Here is a 17,713-nt window from a genome sequence, read left to right on the forward strand (position 1 = left end):
ACAAGTGACAGGCGCTTTTCTTACCAATGCTATCTACGCAATGTTTATCGTCTGTGCGCTGCATGACGAGGCTTTGACCCAATAATTCGTTGGGGCTCCTCTTCGCCATCTACAGCCGCAGGAGTAACTATCACGCGCGTAACAGCGTCATCACTCGGCAGATCAAACATCGTATCCTGAAGCGTTGCTTCGCAAATAGCACGCAAACCACGCGCACCAGTTCCGCGCTTCAAAGCCAGGCGTGCAATCTCTACCAGCGCATCTGGCTCGAATTCGAGATCAACATCTTCAAGCTCAAACATACGACGATACTGCTTCACAATAGCGTTCTTTGGCTGTGTAAGAATCTGAACGAGGTCATCTTCTCTCAGCTCACGCGTAGAGCAAATAACTGGAATACGGCCGACAAATTCGGGAATCATGCCAAACTTGTGCAGATCCATCGGCGTAACCGCAGCCATCAGCTCATCGGTAGAATCCTCAACGCGCTCTGCGAGCTCTGCGTTAAAGCCTACCCCCTTCTTACCAATACGCTCTGCGATAATCTTATCCAGTCCGACAAAAGCGCCGCCGCAGATGAACAAGATATTCGTTGTATTGATATGGATAAGCTCCTGTTGCGGATGTTTACGGCCACCCTGAGGTGGAACGCTTGCCTCAGTTCCTTCCAGAATCTTGAGAAGTGCCTGCTGTACACCTTCGCCAGATACATCACGAGTTATCGAAAGATTCTCCGCCTTGCGCGCAATCTTATCGATCTCGTCGATATAAACAATTCCTACCTCAGCACGGCGCACATCACCATCAGCAGCGGTAATAAGCTTAAGCAGGATATTCTCAACATCCTCGCCTACATAACCAGCCTCGGTAAGGGTTGTAGCATCGGCAATCGCAAAAGGAACTTCCAGGAAGCGAGCGAGTGTCTGTGCAAGCAATGTCTTACCCGTGCCCGTAGGACCTAAGAGCAAAATATTGCTTTTAGCAAGCTCCACCTCTTCATCTTCAGAATCGGATGAAGTCTCGTCAGCACCAGCAAGCACACGACGATAGTGGTTATAAACCGCCACACTCATGGCGCGCTTTGCATCCTCTTGACCCATAACATATTGAGAAAGCTCGTCATATATCTCATGGGGCGTAGGAAGATATTTAATGGGTGGCTCTTGTTCTTGAGCAACCTCTTCGAGAGCTGCTTCAGGCTGCTCGTCGAGCATGGGGCCAAAGATAATATCGTTGCATGCCCGCACACATTCATCACAGATAAAAACGCCATCAGGCCCTTGTACCAGCTTGCTTACCTGATCGCGACTTTTCCCGCAGAACGAGCATCGCACCTCATCGTCATGTCCGTTGGAGCCATAGTCGGCCATGTAGTCCTCCTACTCTATTCAGAGACGACGTCTTCGGTACGAGAGGTGATCACACGATCGACCAGACCGTAATCACGTGCTTCTAAGGCACGCATATAGTGATCGCGCTCGGTATCCGCATTGATCTGCTCAACGCTCTGTCCTGTGCAGTCAGCAAGAATCTCGTTCAGATGCTGACGAATCCACTTGGTCTCATCGGCCACAATTTGGATATCGGTCTGCTGACCCTGTGCTCCACTAGAAGGCTGATGAATAAGAATCATGGAGTTCGGCAACGCAAGGCGCTTACCCTTTGCACCAGCAGCAAGCAGTACTGCCGCCATAGAAGCAGCCATACCAACACAAATGGTAGAAACATCCGGCTTAATAAAATTCATCGTATCGAGAATACCCAAGCCGGCATACACGTCACCACCGGGAGAGTCGATGTAAAGCGAGATGTCTTTATCAGGATCTTGACTCTCGAGATGCAGCAACTGAGCAATTACCAGGTTAGCCGAATCACGTGTAACTTCTTCACCGAGAAAAACAATGCGATCGTTAAGCAGACGAGAATAAATGTCATAGCTACGCTCTCCACGTGGTGTTTGTTCAACCACGTACGGAATAAGCGGAATGTTTGTTGGGTTATGCATATAAGCTCCCTTGTTGTTTATACAGCGCCCGGGCTCCCGCATGACGGGGCCCGGGCCATCTATCCAGCAGTACTACTTCATAACAGAGAAGCTTGGCATAAAAGGTGTTGTTCCACCTTCTTTATTCGCCGGACTCCTCCGTAGATTCAGAAGCCTCTTCGCGCTCAGCACGACGACGAGCAACCTCATCAACCTCGGTTACAGCGGCATTGTCAACAAGCCAGTTCAGTGCCTTGGTGCGCTTTACCGACTCACGGACGGCAGGAAGACGACCAGCATCACGCCACTGCTTCATCAAATCCTCTGGATTCTCTGCACCGGACTTCTCGAACTCAGCCTTGACGTCATCCTCGGTTGCCTCAAAGCCCAGGTGCTCGGCAAGAGCATCGAGTGCCAGAGACTGACGGGCACGCTCAGCGGACTGCTCGCGGAGATCGTTAATGAAGTCCTGCGGCTGAATGCCACGCATCTGCAGGAAGGTATCAAGGGTCAGGCCCTGAGCCTGCAGCTGGGACAGGAAGTTCTGAGCAGTCTCATTAAAGACCTGCTCAACATAGTTCTCGGGAACCTCTTCAAGCGTGAGGTGCTCAGCAAGAGCAGTTACCAGACGATCTTCCTTGAGACCTGGGAGCGAAGTGCGCTTATCGTTTTCAATCTCGTTCTTCATGGCCTCGCGAAGCTCATCAACCGTATCGTAGCCAAAGCTCTCTTTTGCTACCTCATCAGTAAGCTCGGGAGTAACAGCCTGCTTAATAGCATTCAGGGTTACCTTGACAGTAATGTTGGTGGCGTTGTCGCCTTCACCGGAGGTCCAGCTTACATCCTTGGTCTCACCCTTGGACATGCCCACGACAGCCTCTTCAAAGTCTTTAGGAAGGCCATGTCCATCAAGTGAAAGGAGACGATTCTTGCCGGCAAGGCCCTCGCCGCCCTCAATGCTCTCAACATCTACAGAGACAATATCTCCGGCAGCGGCAGGACGATCCTCTTCAATGTCTTCATAGGTGGTGCGATAGCTCATGAGCTGATCGAGCTGCTCAGCAATTTCAGCCTCGGTAGCCTCTGCAGGAGGCATTTCAATGGCAGGAGCATCGTAAGAATCAAGCTCGCAAGCCGGACGGACCGGAAGGGTAACTTCGGTCTCATAATCAGAGCCCTCAACAACGAGTGCAGGCTCGTCGCCAAAGCTCACCTCTCCAACCGGAACAATATCGAGCTCTTCAAGCAGAAGCGGCTCAGCATCGTTAAGAAGCTCATTGGTAGCCTGTGCCAACACAGCGTCGCGACCCATAACTGCATCAATCATGGGACGAGGAGCATGACCCTTACGGAAGCCCTGGAAGCGATACTTCTGAGCAATGTCAGAGTAGGCATGCTTAATAGCGCGATCTACATCGGCGCTATCAACGGTGAGCTTCGCAACAAGCTGGTTGTCCTGAGGCTTATCGGCGGTGACGGTGATCTTCAACGTTCCTCCAGTGTGTTCTCGTGCTCGGCGCAGCAAGGATTGCTACGCGTATACGTTTGTGCCTTGTGCGCATGGTGCGGGCGAAAGGATTTGAACCTTCACGGGGAGTACCCACTGGAACCTAAATCCAGCGCGTCTACCAATTCCGCCACGCCCGCGTTTAGCGCATGCAGAGCCTTCTTATAGTAGCAAACACTGAGAGTATACCCGCGTGAAACTCTAGCAATTCACGCGCTCGGCATGAGGAATGGGCTTTTCGTCCAATCCAAACTCCACAATTGCCTAGTCTAAATCTTGTAAGGCTACTGGAGCAAGCTCTGCGCCAGCTTTTAAAGCAGCGAGTGCTTGCACGAGCGCTGTTGTTGCCGAAAGTGCTGTTACCAGGCAAATTCCTCGGTTCACCGCCTCATTGCGCATAATAAAACCATCTCCGCGTGACGAATGACCGTGCGGCGTATTTATGATGAATGCCACATTCCCAGCTTCCATTTCATCAACGACATTGGGATGCCCCGATGAAATAGGCTGAATAACACGACAAGAAATTCCGGCGGCGCGCAGCGTTTTTGCCGTACCTTTTGTTGCCATGATGTCGTATCCCAAAGCTGAGAGCATCAGGCCAACAGGACCAACCGAGCGTTTATCGCGATCACACACTGAAATAAAGACACTGCCCGATCCTGGCATTTCATATTCAATAGCCTGACGCGTTTTTGCATATGCCTCTGGGAAATTTGGCGCAATGCCCATCACTTCACCCGTCGACTTCATTTCAGGACCCAACACATTGTCGGCCCCCGGGAATCGGGCCCAGGGCATAACTGCTTCTTTAACGGCATAATACCCACGCCACACGCATTCTTCAGGCAAATTCAAATCGTCAAGCATCTCGCCTACCATAAGGCGCGCAGCCATTTTTGCCAAGGAAATACCGGTAGCCTTTGACGAGAACGGAACCGTACGACTTGCTCGGGGATTCATTTCAATAACAAAGATCTGCTCATCCTTAACGGCATATTGAATATTGAGAAGACCCACCACACCCACTGCGAGTGCAAGCTTGTGGGTAAGCTCACGCACCTTTTCTACCAATGCATCTGAAAGTGAGAAAGGCGGATAGCAACAAGCTGAGTCGCCCGAATGAATGCCGCACTCCTCAATATGCTCCAAGACTGAAGCAACGTAGCATCGCTTTCCATCGCAGAGTGCGTCCACATCAAGCTCTATTGCGTCTTCCAAAAAAGCATCCAAATACACAGGGCGCTCAGGAGAAACACGTGTTGCAGCCGACATATAACGATCAAGATCCGAATCGTTATATACAATAGCCATGCCGCGTCCACCCAATACGTAGCTCGGTCTCACCAGAAGCGGATAGCCCACCTTACGCGCTGCTTCATGAGATTCATCCAGCGTTTTTGCAACGGCTGAAGGCGGGTAGACTATATTCAGCGTATCGAGAAGCTCGGCAAAGCTATCACGGTCTTCCGCAAGATCAATCGCATCAGGCTGCGTTCCCATGAGAGGAACACCCGCCTCAGCAAGTCTCCGCGCTAGGTTAATAGGGGTTTGACCGCCCAGCGTCACAATAACGCCTACCGGGCGCTCAAGTGCCACAACATCTAACACGTCTTCAAAGGTAAGCGGCTGGAAATAGAGACGGTCGCTCGTATCATAATCGGTCGAGACGGTTTCTGGATTGCAGTTCACCATAACCGTTTCAAAGCCACGCTCTTTTAGTGCATAGGCAGCATGAACACAGCAATAGTCGAATTCGATACCCTGTCCTATGCGGTTTGGACCTGCTGAGAGAATCATGACACGCGGGCGAGACGCTTCCTTCTGCTCGCTTGCTGCTTGTGGCACATAAGAGAGATAGTAGTAACTCGTCGTAGCACTAAACTCACCCGCACAGGTATCCACCGTCCTCACGCAGGGCCGTACGCCAAGTATTTCTCGGACAGCTCGAACAACATCTTCTGTGCGACCGGTTAAGCGAGCGATTTGAGCATCTGAAAAACCAAGCTGTTTTGCCGCCAACATGTGCTCACTTTTCAGGCCCACCAAACCAAGTCCTGCAATAGCACCCTCAGCTGTCACAATATCGGCAATGCGATGCAAAAACCAAGGATCGATGTGAGTAAGCTCGTACAGCTGCTCAACAGTCCAACCACGCCTTAGCGCTTCAGCGACATAGAAGATTCTTTCTGGTGTAGGAGTAGCCACGCGACGTGTAAACGTTTCTATATCGAGTTCGGCCATGCAAAACTTATCGCCAGCATATCCAAGACCATCAAAGCCCTCCTCAAGTGAGCGCAGAGCTTTCTGGAGTGCTTCTTCAAAGGTGGCACCAATGGCCATAACCTCGCCGACAGACTTCATGCGCGTTGTGAGGGTTTCATCCGCGCCCTGGAATTTCTCAAAAGCAAATCGAGGGATCTTTACGACGCAATAATCCAGCGAAGGTTCAAAACAGGCAGGAGTTTCTCCCGTAATGTCATTTTCAATCTCATCAAGGGTGTAGCCCACCGCAAGTAAGGCAGCGATCTTAGCAATCGGAAAGCCCGTTGCTTTAGAAGCAAGTGCAGAAGAACGGCTCACACGCGGGTTCATTTCGATAACTATGACGCGCCCATCCTGTGGATTAACCGCAAATTGAACGTTTGAGCCTCCACAGGCAACACCAACCCGCTCAAGAATGGCAAGCGAGTAGTTGCGAAGGCGCTGGAGCTCGGTATCTGTAAGGGTTTGCACGGGTGCCACCGTAATGGAATCGCCCGTATGAACACCCATGGGATCGAGATTTTCGATGGAGCACACCACAACACCGTTACCAGCGCTGTCGCGCATTACCTCCATCTCAATCTCTTTCCAGCCCTCCAAGCTTTGCTCGACAAGAACTTCTGAGACGGGTGAAAGAGCCAACCCTTGCTCGGCGATGGCGATAAGCTCTTCGTGTGTGCGTGCAATACCTCCACCGGATCCACCAAGGGTAAAAGCAGGCCGCAGCACAACGGGATAGCCAATCTCAGAAGCCACGCACTCACACTCGTCAATAGTATGCGCAACACGGGAGCGAGCTACCTCAAGACCAATATCGCGCATGGCATTGGCTGAGAGCTAATTTGGAGGCGCACCCCAGTTCGGAACAACGGGTAACAGAATGCAACATTCTCGCAGGTAGTTATAGGTGTCGTATTGAAGTCCGAATAACACTCCGCAACGGCTTGAAACGCTTCGAGCGGGTTTATTCGTACCGCAATTCGTACCACCCCAGATAAGGGGAAAACTCACTACATGAGAGAAATGGAGCACAGATATGACCGACTGGAAGGCACTCGAGGAAGCCGAGGACCACGCCTACTTCATGGCGGAGCTCATGGACATCTCGCCCGAGAGCTTCACCCTCGAGGAGAAAAAGCAGATCCTGCGCGACATGATCGAGAGCTCCACCGCCATCGAGAACGCGATGCGCGACGAGTTCGCGGAGCTCGACGAGGTCATCCAGGCCCGCCTGATCGACGACCTCGCGGCGGACGGCCCGAGGAGCAGGGAGTGGTGGTACGAGGTGCTCGTGGACGGCCCCAGGCACCGAGACTTCCCGACGCTCTCCGACGGCCCGCACCGGAGGCAGTAGCGACGGAGGCCCTCGCCCCGACGAAGGGACGAGGGCCTCTCCTTGTGTACTCCTTAGTGAAGCGACGGAACGCTACGGATCGAGCCTCCCGGCCACCCAGAGCAGCGGAACGAAGGGCAGCACACCCAGGCACAGCAGCACGGCGAGCGCCGTGGCCACGCCCCAGGCAGCGTCCTCGCGCGTCACGACAGGATCTCGTTCACGCGCGCCTGCACGGCGCCGTAGAGCGACCCCAGGCGGCGCTTGCGCTCGGCCCCGATGCCGTAGTCGCCGCGGATGACGCGCCGCGCGAGCTCCGCGACCGTTCCCTCCGGGGCGCCTGCAGTCGTCCCGCCGGACGCCCCTCCGCCCGTGATCGCCGCCTTCAGCGCCGCCCACTTGGACGCCGCCACGTAGGGCGCGGGGCAGAGCTTGCCCGTCACGTCGTAGTGGCGGATGACCCCGGAGGCGCCGATGCCGTACTTGGCCATGAGCTTCCTCACGAGCCAGCCCAGCTTCTCGACCTCGGTCGCGCTGAAGTCCTCGCCGGCCGACACGACCTCGATGCCGATCGCGCGGCAGTTCATCTGCCAGTCGCCGGCGTGCCAGGCGGTGTCGCCCTCGGCCACGCTCTGGTAGATCTCGGGCGTGATGTCGTCGACGAAGTAGTGCGCGCTCGCGCCCTGGCCCTCGTTCCGGGCGAAGTACGTCGCGTTGTTGCGCGCGGAGGCGAGCGTCGCCGTGAAGTGGACCACGATGCGGTCGATCGCGCGGGAGCGCCCGCGCGTCATGTGGTCAGAGCCGCACTGCTTGAAGAGGATGCTACACGCCATCGGGCACCTCCTCGAAGCCGCCGTCCTCGCCCTCGCCGGGCTCCCAGCCGTCCGGCGCGGCCGCCTCGACGCCCTCGCCGCGCAGCGCCTCCCAGCGCTCCTCCTCGCTCGCGAACTCGCGCTCGTCACTCATCGCAACCACCGCCCGACGGCAGCGCCGCGCCGAGCTCCGCCATCACGGGCGACAGCACGGCCATCACGAGCGCCACCACGATCGCTCGCCACTCGGGCTCCAGCACCGCGCAGCCCACGAGCATGTCCACATTCGCCACGACCACGCCGAGCACGCCCTGCACGATGGTTCGCGCCAGGCGCCACGGCCACTCGTTGGATGTCAGGAAAGCCTCCATCATTGCCCCTTCCTCAGGTTGTCGATCTCCGCCTTCACGACGGCGACGTCCTGCTCCAGGGCGTAGGTGCGCTCGATGAGGCAGTTGTGCCTCTCGACCTGCCGCGTCAGGTTGTCGATCTTGACCTCCATGACCGCGCGGCTGCGCGAGTTGGACACGAGCACCCCGGCGAGGGTGAGCACCCCCGTCACGAGCGCCGCGACGACCGACTCCATGCGCGCCTCCTCCCCGGACGGGGACGCCCCGCCCTCTGGGAGAAGTGTCCGATGCGGTCACAAACGGGCATGTCTAGCTGCGGATATGTTGCGAAGCGTCACCTTCCGTCGCTTCACAGAACAACTCACAAGATTTGGCTCAACAAAGGAGAGCAATCCATGAAATAAAATATGCCTTGTAGATCGGAGGCAAAATGGACGCGATGATAAGAGATGCCATCCGGAAGCTCCCCGCATCCCCGACGGCTCTATCGGAAAAGAACGTCAAGAAGGTAAGGAAGAAGATTCCTGTCCCCAATGACTTCACGATTCTATGGGCATCCATTGAGCGTTTCGGAGCGGATCCGAAGGGCGTCGTTATCACCGAGGAAGCTCTGATCGTTAAGGGCGGGATTGAGGATTGCCACCAGAAGCAGGAGGAAGAAGGCAAAAAGGGCCGTCTCAAAAGAGAGAAGCCGATTGCTCCCTACTACATCATCCCCTGGGAGCTCTACACTCCCGACCTCATCAAATTCGATAAGGCTGATAGCGAAAAAGACGCGAAAGACTGCGTCTTCGTATCATCCGGAGAGGTTGTGGCGCATTTCGACGTCCCAGAGCTCTACGAGGCATTCAAGGGAATCGAGCTCGCGGAGGACGCCCTCCGCGCCGCAGTAGATAGTCTCGTAGAGCAGTCGAGCTTCGGCGCGTTCGGCACCTATGGTGTGGAGCCGGTGATGTTCAACGCGGCATACGGAGCCGACCAGACCAAAACCGGCCACGGAATCTATGCGGAGGAGGGCGGCGCCCTCCTAGACAGGATCAACGGCGAGCGCTCCACCGTCGTGGGCAGGGACAACGCGAAAAACGGGCCTGACAAGATCGTCAATGCCAAGCCCGTTCAGTGCAAGTATTACTCCGATGCCTCCCACTCGATTTCCGCCTGCTTCGAAACCAATCCCTCAACGGGGGCCAGGGAGTTCAGATACCTCGACCTGAATGGCAAACCCATGAAGATAGAGGTCCCCTTCGACCAGTACGCCGACGCGCTGAAGAGCATGGAGAGGCACATCGAGAGGGGCGAGGTCCCAGGGGTTACGAATCCCAAGGACGCCGGCAAGATTGTCCGACAGGGAAGGTACACGTATCAGCAAGTCAGGAACCTTGCGCGTGCGGGAAACATAGACTCGCTCACGTTCGACCTCACAACGGGAGCGATTACCTTCCTTCCCGGGATAGGAATCACCTCAGCGATTGCCTTCGCCCAGGCGATGTGGAGAGGAGAGGACGCGAGAGATGCGGCGCTTGAGGCGCTTGGGGCGGGGGTCCGGGTCTACGGCATATCCGTCCTTGGCAACGTCGCGGCGTCCCAGATTGCGCGCACTGGAATAGCCAACGTGTTCTCGGGTGCGGCAGAAACGATTGGGAAAAGGCTGGGGCCAAAGGCAACCCAGGGATTCGTGAACTCAATGAGGGCCCTCGCTGGAAAGAGGGCGATATACGGAAGCGCGGCGCAGAAGAGCTTCGCTAAGTTCGTGGGCACGAATGTCATCGTAGAAGGGGTGATGTTCGTAGCGTTCTCTATACCGGACACGTATAGGCTCGCGAGGGGGCGTGTTTCCGGAGCGCAATACGCCCTGAACCTCACGACCCAGTTTGCATCGGTGCTGGGCACAATCGGAGGCAGCGCAGCGGCGGGCGCGGCGTTAGGAAAGATCGGCGGAGAGAAGATTGACAAGAAGGTTGGTGCGGCAGTCGGAATGGTCGGAGGTCTGATTGGGGGTACCGCGGCGGGGTTGGTGGTATCCACGGTCGGAAAGAAGCTCAGGGAAGACGACGGAACGATTGCGCTTCGCATGTTCAACGCTGTCGTAGCAAACTGCGCGATGGAAAACCTCCTGAACGAGAGAGAAACCGAGGACCTGATAGGCCTTCTGAACAAAGACGAAGAAGGCATAAAAAAGCTGCTCCAAGGCCTAATGGGAAGCACGGATCAATCACGTTGCATTGGCGAGTACCTCGAAGTAAAGGCAGAGGCGATAACGAAAAAGAGAAGAAAGATCTCCAAAAGCGACGAAAGAAAGATCGCAGAAGAAGCGGTAAGGATTCTGGAGGAAGTGACAGAAGATGATGAGGTGTGACTGCTGCGGAAAAAGAAGGGGCCCGTTCCAGTCTTTCGCGGCAATAGAGACCAAATCGGGCCAGATCAACCTATGCTCCGATTGCAACGACTTGGCATACAAGATGAGGGACGCCATAAGGTATGGGGAAGAGGACGCATATAGGGAGAGCGGAGAAGCCCTCGCCAGAAGAGAAAAGAACCCAACCGAACACTATCTTGAATGGAAAGCCGAGTTTGTGAGCTCGCTCGAAAAGAAGCTAGCTGCAAACCCCGATAATGAGGCTCCCGAGGACTGAGTAACGTCCCGCCCCTCGCGCCGCCCGCACGTCGGGCCCGTCCCGAGCTCCCTCCGGCGGCGCGCCCACCCCTCCGGCACATGCGGCGCAGGCGCCGCACGCGCCGGAGGGGTGCCCTTTATGAGCCCTTCGCCGTGAGATACCCGGCACCGCCCACGCCGTCGATGCGCATGTACTGGTAGCCCGCGCGCGAACTTGCGTAGGTCGTTCCCGCCCCTCCTACGAGCGAGGTGCACTGGTAGAACGTCTGGAAGCCGGAGACGCCGGACGTCGGCAGCGCCCAGTCGGCGTCCGCCCAGATCGTAACGAGCGACCCGCACCCGCCGAAGGTGTAGGCGAGATCCTCGAGCGAGGACGGGTCGAGCCCCGAGAGGTCGATCTCCGTGAGTCCCGTGCAGCTGTTGAAGGTGTGCTGCATCTCGCGCACGCCGCGGAGGTTTCCCATGCCGCTCACCTCGGTGATGGCCTGGTGCCCGTAGAGCCAGTAGTTCGTGTTCACGTGGTCGTAAGCGGCCATGTCGGCGGCGATCGTCACCGTCTCCACGTCGTGCCGGTGGTCGTACCAGGGCTGGTAGCCGACGGAGTTGTAGCGCGCGTTCGCGCACAGGTGCCCGGAGGACACGAGCCCCCGCCCCGCCTCGGGCTCGGTGGCCGCCGTCAGCACGAGCTCCCCGTCGTCGTAGAGGAAGCATCGGAACCACTCGCGGTTGTCGTAGCCAGGGGCGGTCAGCACGCCGGACTCGCCGAAGTTCAGCTCGTCGTGGTCGTCCATCTGCTCGGGCACGTACCCCTCGCCCCCGACGAGCCTCCTGCAGCCGCTGAACATGAGGGAGCCGGAGGTCACGCTCCCCATGAACACGTCCGCCCAGATCGTCTCCAGCGAGGCGCAGCTCACGAACATCTGGTTCATGTTGGTCACGTCGGACAGCTCCTCGAAGCCCTCCACCTCCACGAGGTTCTCGAAGCCGTGGAAGAAGTAGGCCGCGCTCGAGAGCCCGCCCTCGGAGAAATCGCTGTCGAACACTGCCCGCGTGACGGAGAGCTTGTCGTCATCCCACGGTCTCGCGCCCGCCGAGGGGTAGCCCGCCGGGTCGACCTCCCACGCCTTGAGGATGGCGGCCCCCGGCATATCGGATGAGCGCCCGTCGCGGTAGTTGAACTCGAGCGTGCCGTCCGCGAGCAGGAGCGCCCGGATCTTCACGCCTGCGTCCCACGTGAGCGCCAGGATCGCCGGCGCCATCTCCGCCGGCCTGTAGGTCTCCGTGAGCCCGTTCTGCGCGCGGATCGCGTCGGCGATGCCGTCGAAGACGGAGCCCGAGATCACGCCCGCGCCCGACGTCGCGGGCGCCTGGTAGGGCGCCCCCGCCCTCGTGCCGTCGAGCGCCAGCACAGCCGCCGCCATCTCGGAGGGAAGGTAGGTCTCCGTGCTCCCGTTCTGGGCGCGGATCGCGTTGGCGATGTCGGTGAGCACGCCCTTCTGTATCGTCCCCACAGCCATCAGAACTCCACCTCGCTCAGGTCGTCGAGCGCGGCGATCTGCTGCGCCACGTACTCCTTGGTCGCGTATGCCGAGAGGTCGGGCGTCGACCCGGGCGCGCCGTCGTCGCCCGGGTCGCCCTTCTCGCCCTTGAGGCCGGAGAAGTGGAAGTCGAGCCTGCGCTCGAGGAGCGTGCCGCCTAGAACCACGGAGACCGAGGGCGTGCCCTGGGTGCCGTCTACCGTGGCGCCCGCGCTTGCCACGTAGCCGCTCAGGCCGTTCTCACCGCCTGCGCCCGGAGGCCCCTGGACGCCCTGGGGCCCGCGCAGGGCCTCGAGCTGCTCGGCCGAGAAGTCCGCGTAGGTGAAGGGGTCTCCCTTCTCGCCCCGCTCGCCCCTGAGGTCGGCCGAGCTCGTGCCGCTCGCGCTCGTCACGGTGAGCACCGTGCCCGCCCACGAGTGCGTGACGCTCACGCCGTCTGCCCCGTCCTCTCCCGGATCGCCCTTCGCACCCTTGAGGGAGGCCAGCTGCTCGGGGGTGAAGTCGGTGTAGAGGAAGGGGTCTCCCTTGTCGCCCTTCTCTCCGCGCAGGGACTCGACCTCCTCATCGGTGAGGTCGTCGAGCGTCATCTTGTCTCCCTTGGGGCCGCGCAGCGCCTCGAGCTGTTCGGCGGTGAAGTCCTCGTAGGCGAACGCCTCGCCGGGGTCGCCCTGCGGGCCGGGCGGGCCCTGGACGCCCTGCGGCCCCCTCAGCGCCTCCAGCTGGTCGGGCGTGAAGTCCGAATACAGGAACGGGTCGCCCCTGTCTCCTTTCTCGCCGTCGTCCCCCTTGTCGCCCTTGGGCCCGTACGTAAGCGTCGCCGTGGTGGTGCCAGCGGCGTCCGTGATGGTCACCACCGCTCCCGCCCCGGTCTGATCGACCCTCGCCGTGGGGCTCACGCCGTCCTCGCCGTCCCTGCCGGGCGCGCCGTCGGTGCCGTCCCGACCGTCCGCGCCGGGGGCGCCGTCCTCGCCGTCGGCCCCGGGGAGCCCGTCCGCACCGTCGAAGTCCCCTCGCTCGGCCGCCGCCAGCAGCTCGTCCTTCGCCTGATTCGCTGCGGCAGCGGCGGCGTTCGCGGCGGCGACCGCGCCGGAGGCGCCCTGGGCAGCCTCGACCGCCTGCTCGGCCGTGGCCACAGCGCCCTGGGCTGTCGCCACCGCCTCCTGCGCCTTGGACACCGCCTCGGAGATGAGGGCGTCGGCGTTCTCGTACTTCTCGATTGCCTCGAGGAACATCGAGTAGCCGTCGGAGCCGCCGCCCTCGCCGCCGCCGAGCGCCGCGACGACGCGCACGGTGAACGGCAGCGAGGAGATCGCCTCGCCGTCGCGCGAGACCATCACCTGCGCGTCGACCGTGCCCTCGGCGCACGCCATGGCGGCGGGCCAGAACACCCGGAAGCGTCCGGTCGATGCGTCCAGCGCCTCGAAGGGCTCGCAGCCGCGCACGCGCCGCTCGCGGTGCCGCCACAGCAGGTAGACGCCCGCGCCGGTGAGGTTGACCGCCTCGCCGCCGCGCGTCACCGTGAGCGCGATCCCGCGCCCCTCGGCGTCGGCGGGCGACGCCAGGAAGCAGCCCCCGAGCGGCGCGTCGCACTTGTCCCACGTCACCGCCCGCAGGCCGTCGCCCGCGAGCGCGAAGGTGTCGTCAGCCATGTCAGAACTCCTCGCTCCCCAGGTCCTCGTAGGACGCCACCGTGTCGGATGCGGTCGCCGCCGTCTCCTCGACCGCCGTCACGCGCGCGGCCACGTCGGCAGAGGCCGCCCACGTCGTTCGCTCGACCGTCCCCAGCGTGAGCCGCACCGAGGGCGCGCCCTCGCCGAGCTCGCGCACGCGCCGCACGCAGCGCGCCCGCAGGTGCCACTCGGGCGTCCGTGACGAGTCGATGACCGCAACGTCGTCGCCCAGCCGCACGCCCGAGCCGCCCTTGACGGCGGCGACGTCCACCTCGTAGGAGACGCGCGGCTCGCGCGCCGAGGCGAGCGCCGCGCGCGTGAGGTTGCGCAGCTCGTAGGGGTCCTCGCACTCGGGGAACACCACGTGCCCGAAGCGGTGGGCCTTGCCGCCGGACCCGTCCGGCCGCCCCCACGTCAGGCGCGCGGACTCGTCGCCCACCCAGTTAGCACCGCCGTTGATCGAGCCGAACGTGAGCCGCCTCGTGTAGCCGCCCGTGGCCACACCCTGCTCGTCGTAGATGGGGAGGCCCTTCCCGTAGCCGTAGAGCGCCGTGAAGACCTCGTCCTCGAGCACCGTGCGCGTGCACGCCGCGAGCGTCTTGCCATAGCTGAAGCGCGCCCCGCGCCACGCTCCGCGCCGCGCGGGCAGCCTCACCGTCCGCGCGGTCACGCGGCCGCCCGCCACGGAGATCACGGTCTCGGCCTCACCGCCCCAGACCTCCTCGACGCGCCGGAGCGCCGCAAGCGCGTTCACGTGGTAGAGCAGGCAGCCGCGCTCGGCGTCGCCCACGCCCACGTCGCCCACGGCCCAGCGCGTGGGCGCGAGCGCCGCCGCCAGCGCCTCGGCGCCGGTCTTGGCAACGAGCTGCGCCTCCTCCACGAAGTCGCCCAGGAGCTCGCAGAGCGAGGACTCGGCGTACACGTGCGCCGGAGAACCCATCGGCTCGTCGGTGCGCACCACCACGTGCTCGCGCCAGACGCCGTCCGTCGGGTCGCGCCACAGCAGCCGCTCGCCCTTCTCGGGCGCGGCCAGGCAGTCGAACTTGATCGTGTCCTCGCCGCCCAGCTCCTCGGTGTGCGTCACCGCGCCCACGGCGGGAAGGATCCCCAGACGCCCGTCGAACCGGTCGAAGAGGTAGAGCGTCGGCACCATCAGAGCCACCTCTCCGTCCACGCCACCGTGTGCGCGGAACAGCCCGTGAACGTCAGCGTGTGCTCCCCGGGAACAAGCGAGAAGAACGTGCTCTCCACGGCCACGTCGGCGGAGGCGTCCTCTCCCTCCACCGTCACGGCCTCGCGCCGGAAGTCGAGAAGGACCTCGTCCCCGGCGGCGAACTCGCGCTCCACGAGCACGTAGCGCCCCAGACCGTCGGCCACCCTCACCGAGGGACCCGCGAGCGCCGTCAGCGTCACGACCGGCCACGTCGCCCACGTGCCGCCGACCGTCAGCGTGCCCGCCGCGCTCGACCTCCCCTCCCCGTAAGGCCACCGGGTCGAAGCACGTGAACGCCAGCTCGCAGCTGCCGTCCTCGAAGAGCGAGTCCCAGTCGGAGGCGTCCGTCACCACCGCGTCGCGCCAGGAGAGCCCCGGCTCCCCGGGCAGCTCGAGCTCGGCGCCCGAGGGCGCCACGAGCCACCCGTACAGCGCGTGCCGGACCTCGGAGCGCTCCTCGGGCGTCATCGACGCGCCCGCGTCGAGGAACAGCCGCACCCTAAGCACCCTCGGCGGCAGCTCGCAGCCCAGCAGCGCCGCGCCCGGCCGCCCCGGCACCGCGAGCGACCGCGGCGAGCAGAACACGTTCGCGTACCCCAGCGCCCTCAGCAGCGTGGCCACGACGTCGGCGACCCCGCCGCCCTCGGAGTCCCAGTCGCCCGGCACGTACGCGCCGAGCGGGTCGAAGAGGGACATCAGACCACCTCCAGCTCCCAGTGGTGCACCTGGCCGCGCACCACGCAGCACCGCCTGCACGCCCTGACCAGCATCGATGGCCCGGCGCCCACGAGCACGCGCGAGCCGGCGGGCACCTCGAAGGCGCCCTCGCTGTTTACCGCATCCACGTAGACGGTGCCGTGCCCCGCGTCGGCCGAGCGGTGCGCGTCCGCGACGACCTCCTCGGCGCGCTCGAACCTCACGTGCCGCACGAGCCGGCTCTCTCCGCGTCCGCCGCCCTCGCCCTCGAGATGCACGATCATGTCGTCGGGCAGAAGGCGCTTCGGGATGGGCCTCAGGTAGCGCACCTACCTCACCCCCGAGAAGCAGAGGCCCGTCCCCGCGAGCTCGGCGAGCGCGGCCCCCCGCGCCACCTCCGAGCCGGTCGTGCCCTCGTCGCGGTAGTTCGTCACCGAGAAGGACCCTATCGAGAAGCCGCCCACGCGCCCCTCGCCGTACTCGGCGAATGCGTCGGCAGCGGCGCACACCGCACGCCGCCACGCGTCGGCGACGCCCCCGCCCCACTCCTCGCGGGCCTCGCGCGCCCCCGTGAGCGCGCCCACGCACCGCATCGCCGCCGGCAGCGCCTCCGCGAACGCCTCGGCGGCGAGCGCCCCGCCGTAGCCGTCCTGGTAGAACTCATAGGAGACGGGCGCGGGGCCGCAGCCGGCCGCGCCCGTCAGCCCCTCGCTCACGCCAGCGGCGCGCAGGAGACGTGCACGCCGTCCAGCTTGTTGTCCAGCAGCTCCACGATGCCGTACTTGCGGTACTTCATCATGTAGCTGTCCAGGTTCTCCAGCTCGTCCGGGCTGAACACGCGGCTCGCCACGTGCTTGTCGAACTTGATCACCGCCGAGCGCTCCACCACCATGAAGTTGATCGGCGCGCCCGCGCCCACGAGCTCGTAGTAGCTCGAGAGGCTGCCCGAGGCCGGGCTCGAGACGGGCGTGTACTGCTCGCCGCTCTTCGTGTAGTAGGTCTTGCCCGAGACCACGGAGGTGTCCTCGGTGAGCTGGTAGGTCCCCGCGGCGCGCGCGTACCCGAACTGGTCGGCGTCGCCCGAGTTCAGCGCGATCGCGCTGTAGAAGCGCGTCTGCGGCACCTCAACGACGCGGCTGAAGCGCTCGAGCACGCGGTTGCTTCGCGCTGGGTTCGCGAGCGAGAAGTCGTCCAGCACGCCCTTCAAGGTCGGCGTGATGAAGAGGATGCGCGAGCCCGTCGTCACCTCCGCCTCGTCCATCGCGTTCGTCGCGGCGCGCAGACTCGCCAGCACGTCCTCGGCCTCGGCGTCCGCGAAGTCCTCCGTCTGGGGCGTCACGCCCGCGTGCCCCGCGATCTCGGAGAAGGTGAAGGCGTCGGCCTCCGGCGCCACCTGCGTGCGCTGCAGCTCGGAGCCCGCCGCCACGAAGCAGTCGAGCACGCCCGCCTCCTCCACGTCCATGACGTCCGCGAGCAGCTTGATGCCCCGGTCGTAGTTGAACGTCTTGGTCTCGAACTCGTAGGTGATCGACCCCGTCTTGTACCCCACGTTGCGCGTGTAGTCGCCGAGCCCCGTCACCTCGATCTTCGGGACCATGATCTCCTTGGCGTTGCGCCCCGCGCGCGCCATGCGGCGCGGCGAGTTCAGGCACGTCGAGCACGCGGCCCTCTTGTAGACCTCGTCCAGGATGCTCGTGTAGTTCTTGGTGGATGCGATGGAGTTCGCCATGT

At 61.7% G+C, this 17,713-nt stretch carries 18 protein-coding genes and 1 tRNA gene; 3 read left to right on the plus strand and 16 right to left on the minus strand.

Annotated features, from left to right (window positions below; genetic code table 11):
* Positions 1-44: 44 nt before the first annotated feature.
* The 5 genes from clpX to carB form a co-directional block, all read right to left on the minus strand.
* Positions 45-1,370, minus strand: coding sequence for an ATP-dependent Clp protease ATP-binding subunit ClpX (gene clpX / locus ACQY6Y_RS00580; protein WP_428378368.1), 1,326 nt, complete (start codon positions 1,368-1,370; stop codon positions 45-47).
* Positions 1,371-1,384: 14 nt separating this feature from the next.
* Positions 1,385-2,005, minus strand: a complete 621-nt coding sequence (locus ACQY6Y_RS00585) for an ATP-dependent Clp protease proteolytic subunit (RefSeq protein WP_428378369.1) — start codon at positions 2,003-2,005, stop codon at positions 1,385-1,387.
* Between the two features lie 121 nt (positions 2,006-2,126).
* Positions 2,127-3,473 (minus strand): trigger factor, encoded by a 1,347-nt coding sequence (tig, locus tag ACQY6Y_RS00590; RefSeq protein ID WP_428378370.1) that lies wholly within the window; start codon positions 3,471-3,473, stop codon positions 2,127-2,129.
* 72 nt (positions 3,474-3,545) lie between these two features.
* Positions 3,546-3,631: transfer RNA gene (locus ACQY6Y_RS00595), tRNA-Leu, on the minus strand.
* A gap of 124 nt (positions 3,632-3,755) precedes the next feature.
* The gene (gene carB / locus ACQY6Y_RS00600; RefSeq protein WP_428378371.1) at positions 3,756-6,578 is read right to left on the minus strand and encodes a carbamoyl-phosphate synthase large subunit; all 2,823 of its coding nucleotides are present in this window, start codon (positions 6,576-6,578) and stop codon (positions 3,756-3,758) included.
* A gap of 214 nt (positions 6,579-6,792) precedes the next feature.
* Here carB and ACQY6Y_RS00605 point away from each other — a divergent pair, with 214 nt between their 5' ends.
* Entirely contained in the window at positions 6,793-7,110 is a 318-nt protein-coding gene (locus tag ACQY6Y_RS00605; protein ID WP_428378372.1) for a hypothetical protein, read from the plus strand.
* A gap of 182 nt (positions 7,111-7,292) precedes the next feature.
* Here ACQY6Y_RS00605 and ACQY6Y_RS00610 read toward each other — a convergent pair whose 3' ends face one another.
* Genes ACQY6Y_RS00610 through ACQY6Y_RS00625 form a run of 4 tightly spaced genes read right to left on the minus strand, consistent with a single transcriptional unit; the run spans position 7,293 to position 8,487 of the window.
* A complete protein-coding gene (locus ACQY6Y_RS00610) occupies positions 7,293-7,922 on the minus strand; it encodes an N-acetylmuramoyl-L-alanine amidase (protein ID WP_428378373.1) in 630 nt (209 codons plus the stop codon).
* Positions 7,912-8,055 (minus strand): hypothetical protein, encoded by a 144-nt coding sequence (locus ACQY6Y_RS00615; protein WP_428378374.1) that lies wholly within the window; start codon positions 8,053-8,055, stop codon positions 7,912-7,914. Before ACQY6Y_RS00615 ends, ACQY6Y_RS00610 begins: the two co-directional genes overlap by 11 nt.
* Positions 8,048-8,275, minus strand: a complete 228-nt coding sequence (locus ACQY6Y_RS00620; protein WP_428378375.1) for a hypothetical protein — start codon at positions 8,273-8,275, stop codon at positions 8,048-8,050. The genes ACQY6Y_RS00615 and ACQY6Y_RS00620 overlap by 8 nt, the downstream gene beginning before the upstream one ends.
* The gene (locus ACQY6Y_RS00625; protein ID WP_411331386.1) at positions 8,272-8,487 is read right to left on the minus strand and encodes a hypothetical protein; all 216 of its coding nucleotides are present in this window, start codon (positions 8,485-8,487) and stop codon (positions 8,272-8,274) included. The genes ACQY6Y_RS00620 and ACQY6Y_RS00625 overlap by 4 nt, the downstream gene beginning before the upstream one ends.
* A 194-nt stretch (positions 8,488-8,681) precedes the next feature.
* Here ACQY6Y_RS00625 and ACQY6Y_RS00630 point away from each other — a divergent pair, with 194 nt between their 5' ends.
* Positions 8,682-10,607 (plus strand): hypothetical protein, encoded by a 1,926-nt coding sequence (locus tag ACQY6Y_RS00630; protein ID WP_428378376.1) that lies wholly within the window; start codon positions 8,682-8,684, stop codon positions 10,605-10,607.
* A complete protein-coding gene (locus ACQY6Y_RS00635) occupies positions 10,594-10,884 on the plus strand; it encodes a hypothetical protein (protein WP_428378377.1) in 291 nt (96 codons plus the stop codon). Before ACQY6Y_RS00630 ends, ACQY6Y_RS00635 begins: the two co-directional genes overlap by 14 nt.
* Before the next feature lie 118 nt (positions 10,885-11,002).
* Here the strand turns inward: ACQY6Y_RS00635 and ACQY6Y_RS00640 are convergent, their stop codons facing one another.
* The 7 genes from ACQY6Y_RS00640 to ACQY6Y_RS00670 all read right to left on the minus strand — a co-directional run bounded on the left by ACQY6Y_RS00640 (position 11,003) and on the right by ACQY6Y_RS00670 (position 17,711).
* On the minus strand, positions 11,003-12,382 hold the full coding sequence (locus ACQY6Y_RS00640) for a hypothetical protein (protein ID WP_428378378.1): 1,380 nt from the start codon (positions 12,380-12,382) through the stop codon (positions 11,003-11,005).
* On the minus strand, positions 12,382-14,052 hold the full coding sequence (locus ACQY6Y_RS00645) for a collagen-like protein (RefSeq protein WP_428378379.1): 1,671 nt from the start codon (positions 14,050-14,052) through the stop codon (positions 12,382-12,384). Before ACQY6Y_RS00645 ends, ACQY6Y_RS00640 begins: the two co-directional genes overlap by 1 nt.
* A 1-nt stretch (position 14,053) precedes the next feature.
* Entirely contained in the window at positions 14,054-15,226 is a 1,173-nt protein-coding gene (locus ACQY6Y_RS00650) for a phage tail spike protein (protein WP_428378380.1), read from the minus strand.
* Positions 15,226-15,456 (minus strand): phage distal tail protein, encoded by a 231-nt coding sequence (locus ACQY6Y_RS00655; RefSeq protein WP_428378381.1) that lies wholly within the window; start codon positions 15,454-15,456, stop codon positions 15,226-15,228. The genes ACQY6Y_RS00650 and ACQY6Y_RS00655 overlap by 1 nt, the downstream gene beginning before the upstream one ends.
* Positions 15,457-15,981: 525 nt before the next feature.
* Positions 15,982-16,311, minus strand: a complete 330-nt coding sequence (locus ACQY6Y_RS00660; protein ID WP_428378382.1) for a putative minor capsid protein — start codon at positions 16,309-16,311, stop codon at positions 15,982-15,984.
* Positions 16,312-16,698, minus strand: coding sequence for a hypothetical protein (locus tag ACQY6Y_RS00665; protein WP_428378383.1), 387 nt, complete (start codon positions 16,696-16,698; stop codon positions 16,312-16,314).
* On the minus strand, positions 16,695-17,711 hold the full coding sequence (locus tag ACQY6Y_RS00670; protein WP_428378384.1) for a hypothetical protein: 1,017 nt from the start codon (positions 17,709-17,711) through the stop codon (positions 16,695-16,697). Before ACQY6Y_RS00670 ends, ACQY6Y_RS00665 begins: the two co-directional genes overlap by 4 nt.
* Positions 17,712-17,713 lie beyond the last annotated feature (2 nt).

The organism is Olsenella sp. Marseille-QA0557 (assembly GCF_965119725.1).
GTDB classification, from domain to species: Bacteria; Actinomycetota; Coriobacteriia; order Coriobacteriales; family Atopobiaceae; genus Coprovicinus; species Coprovicinus avistercoris.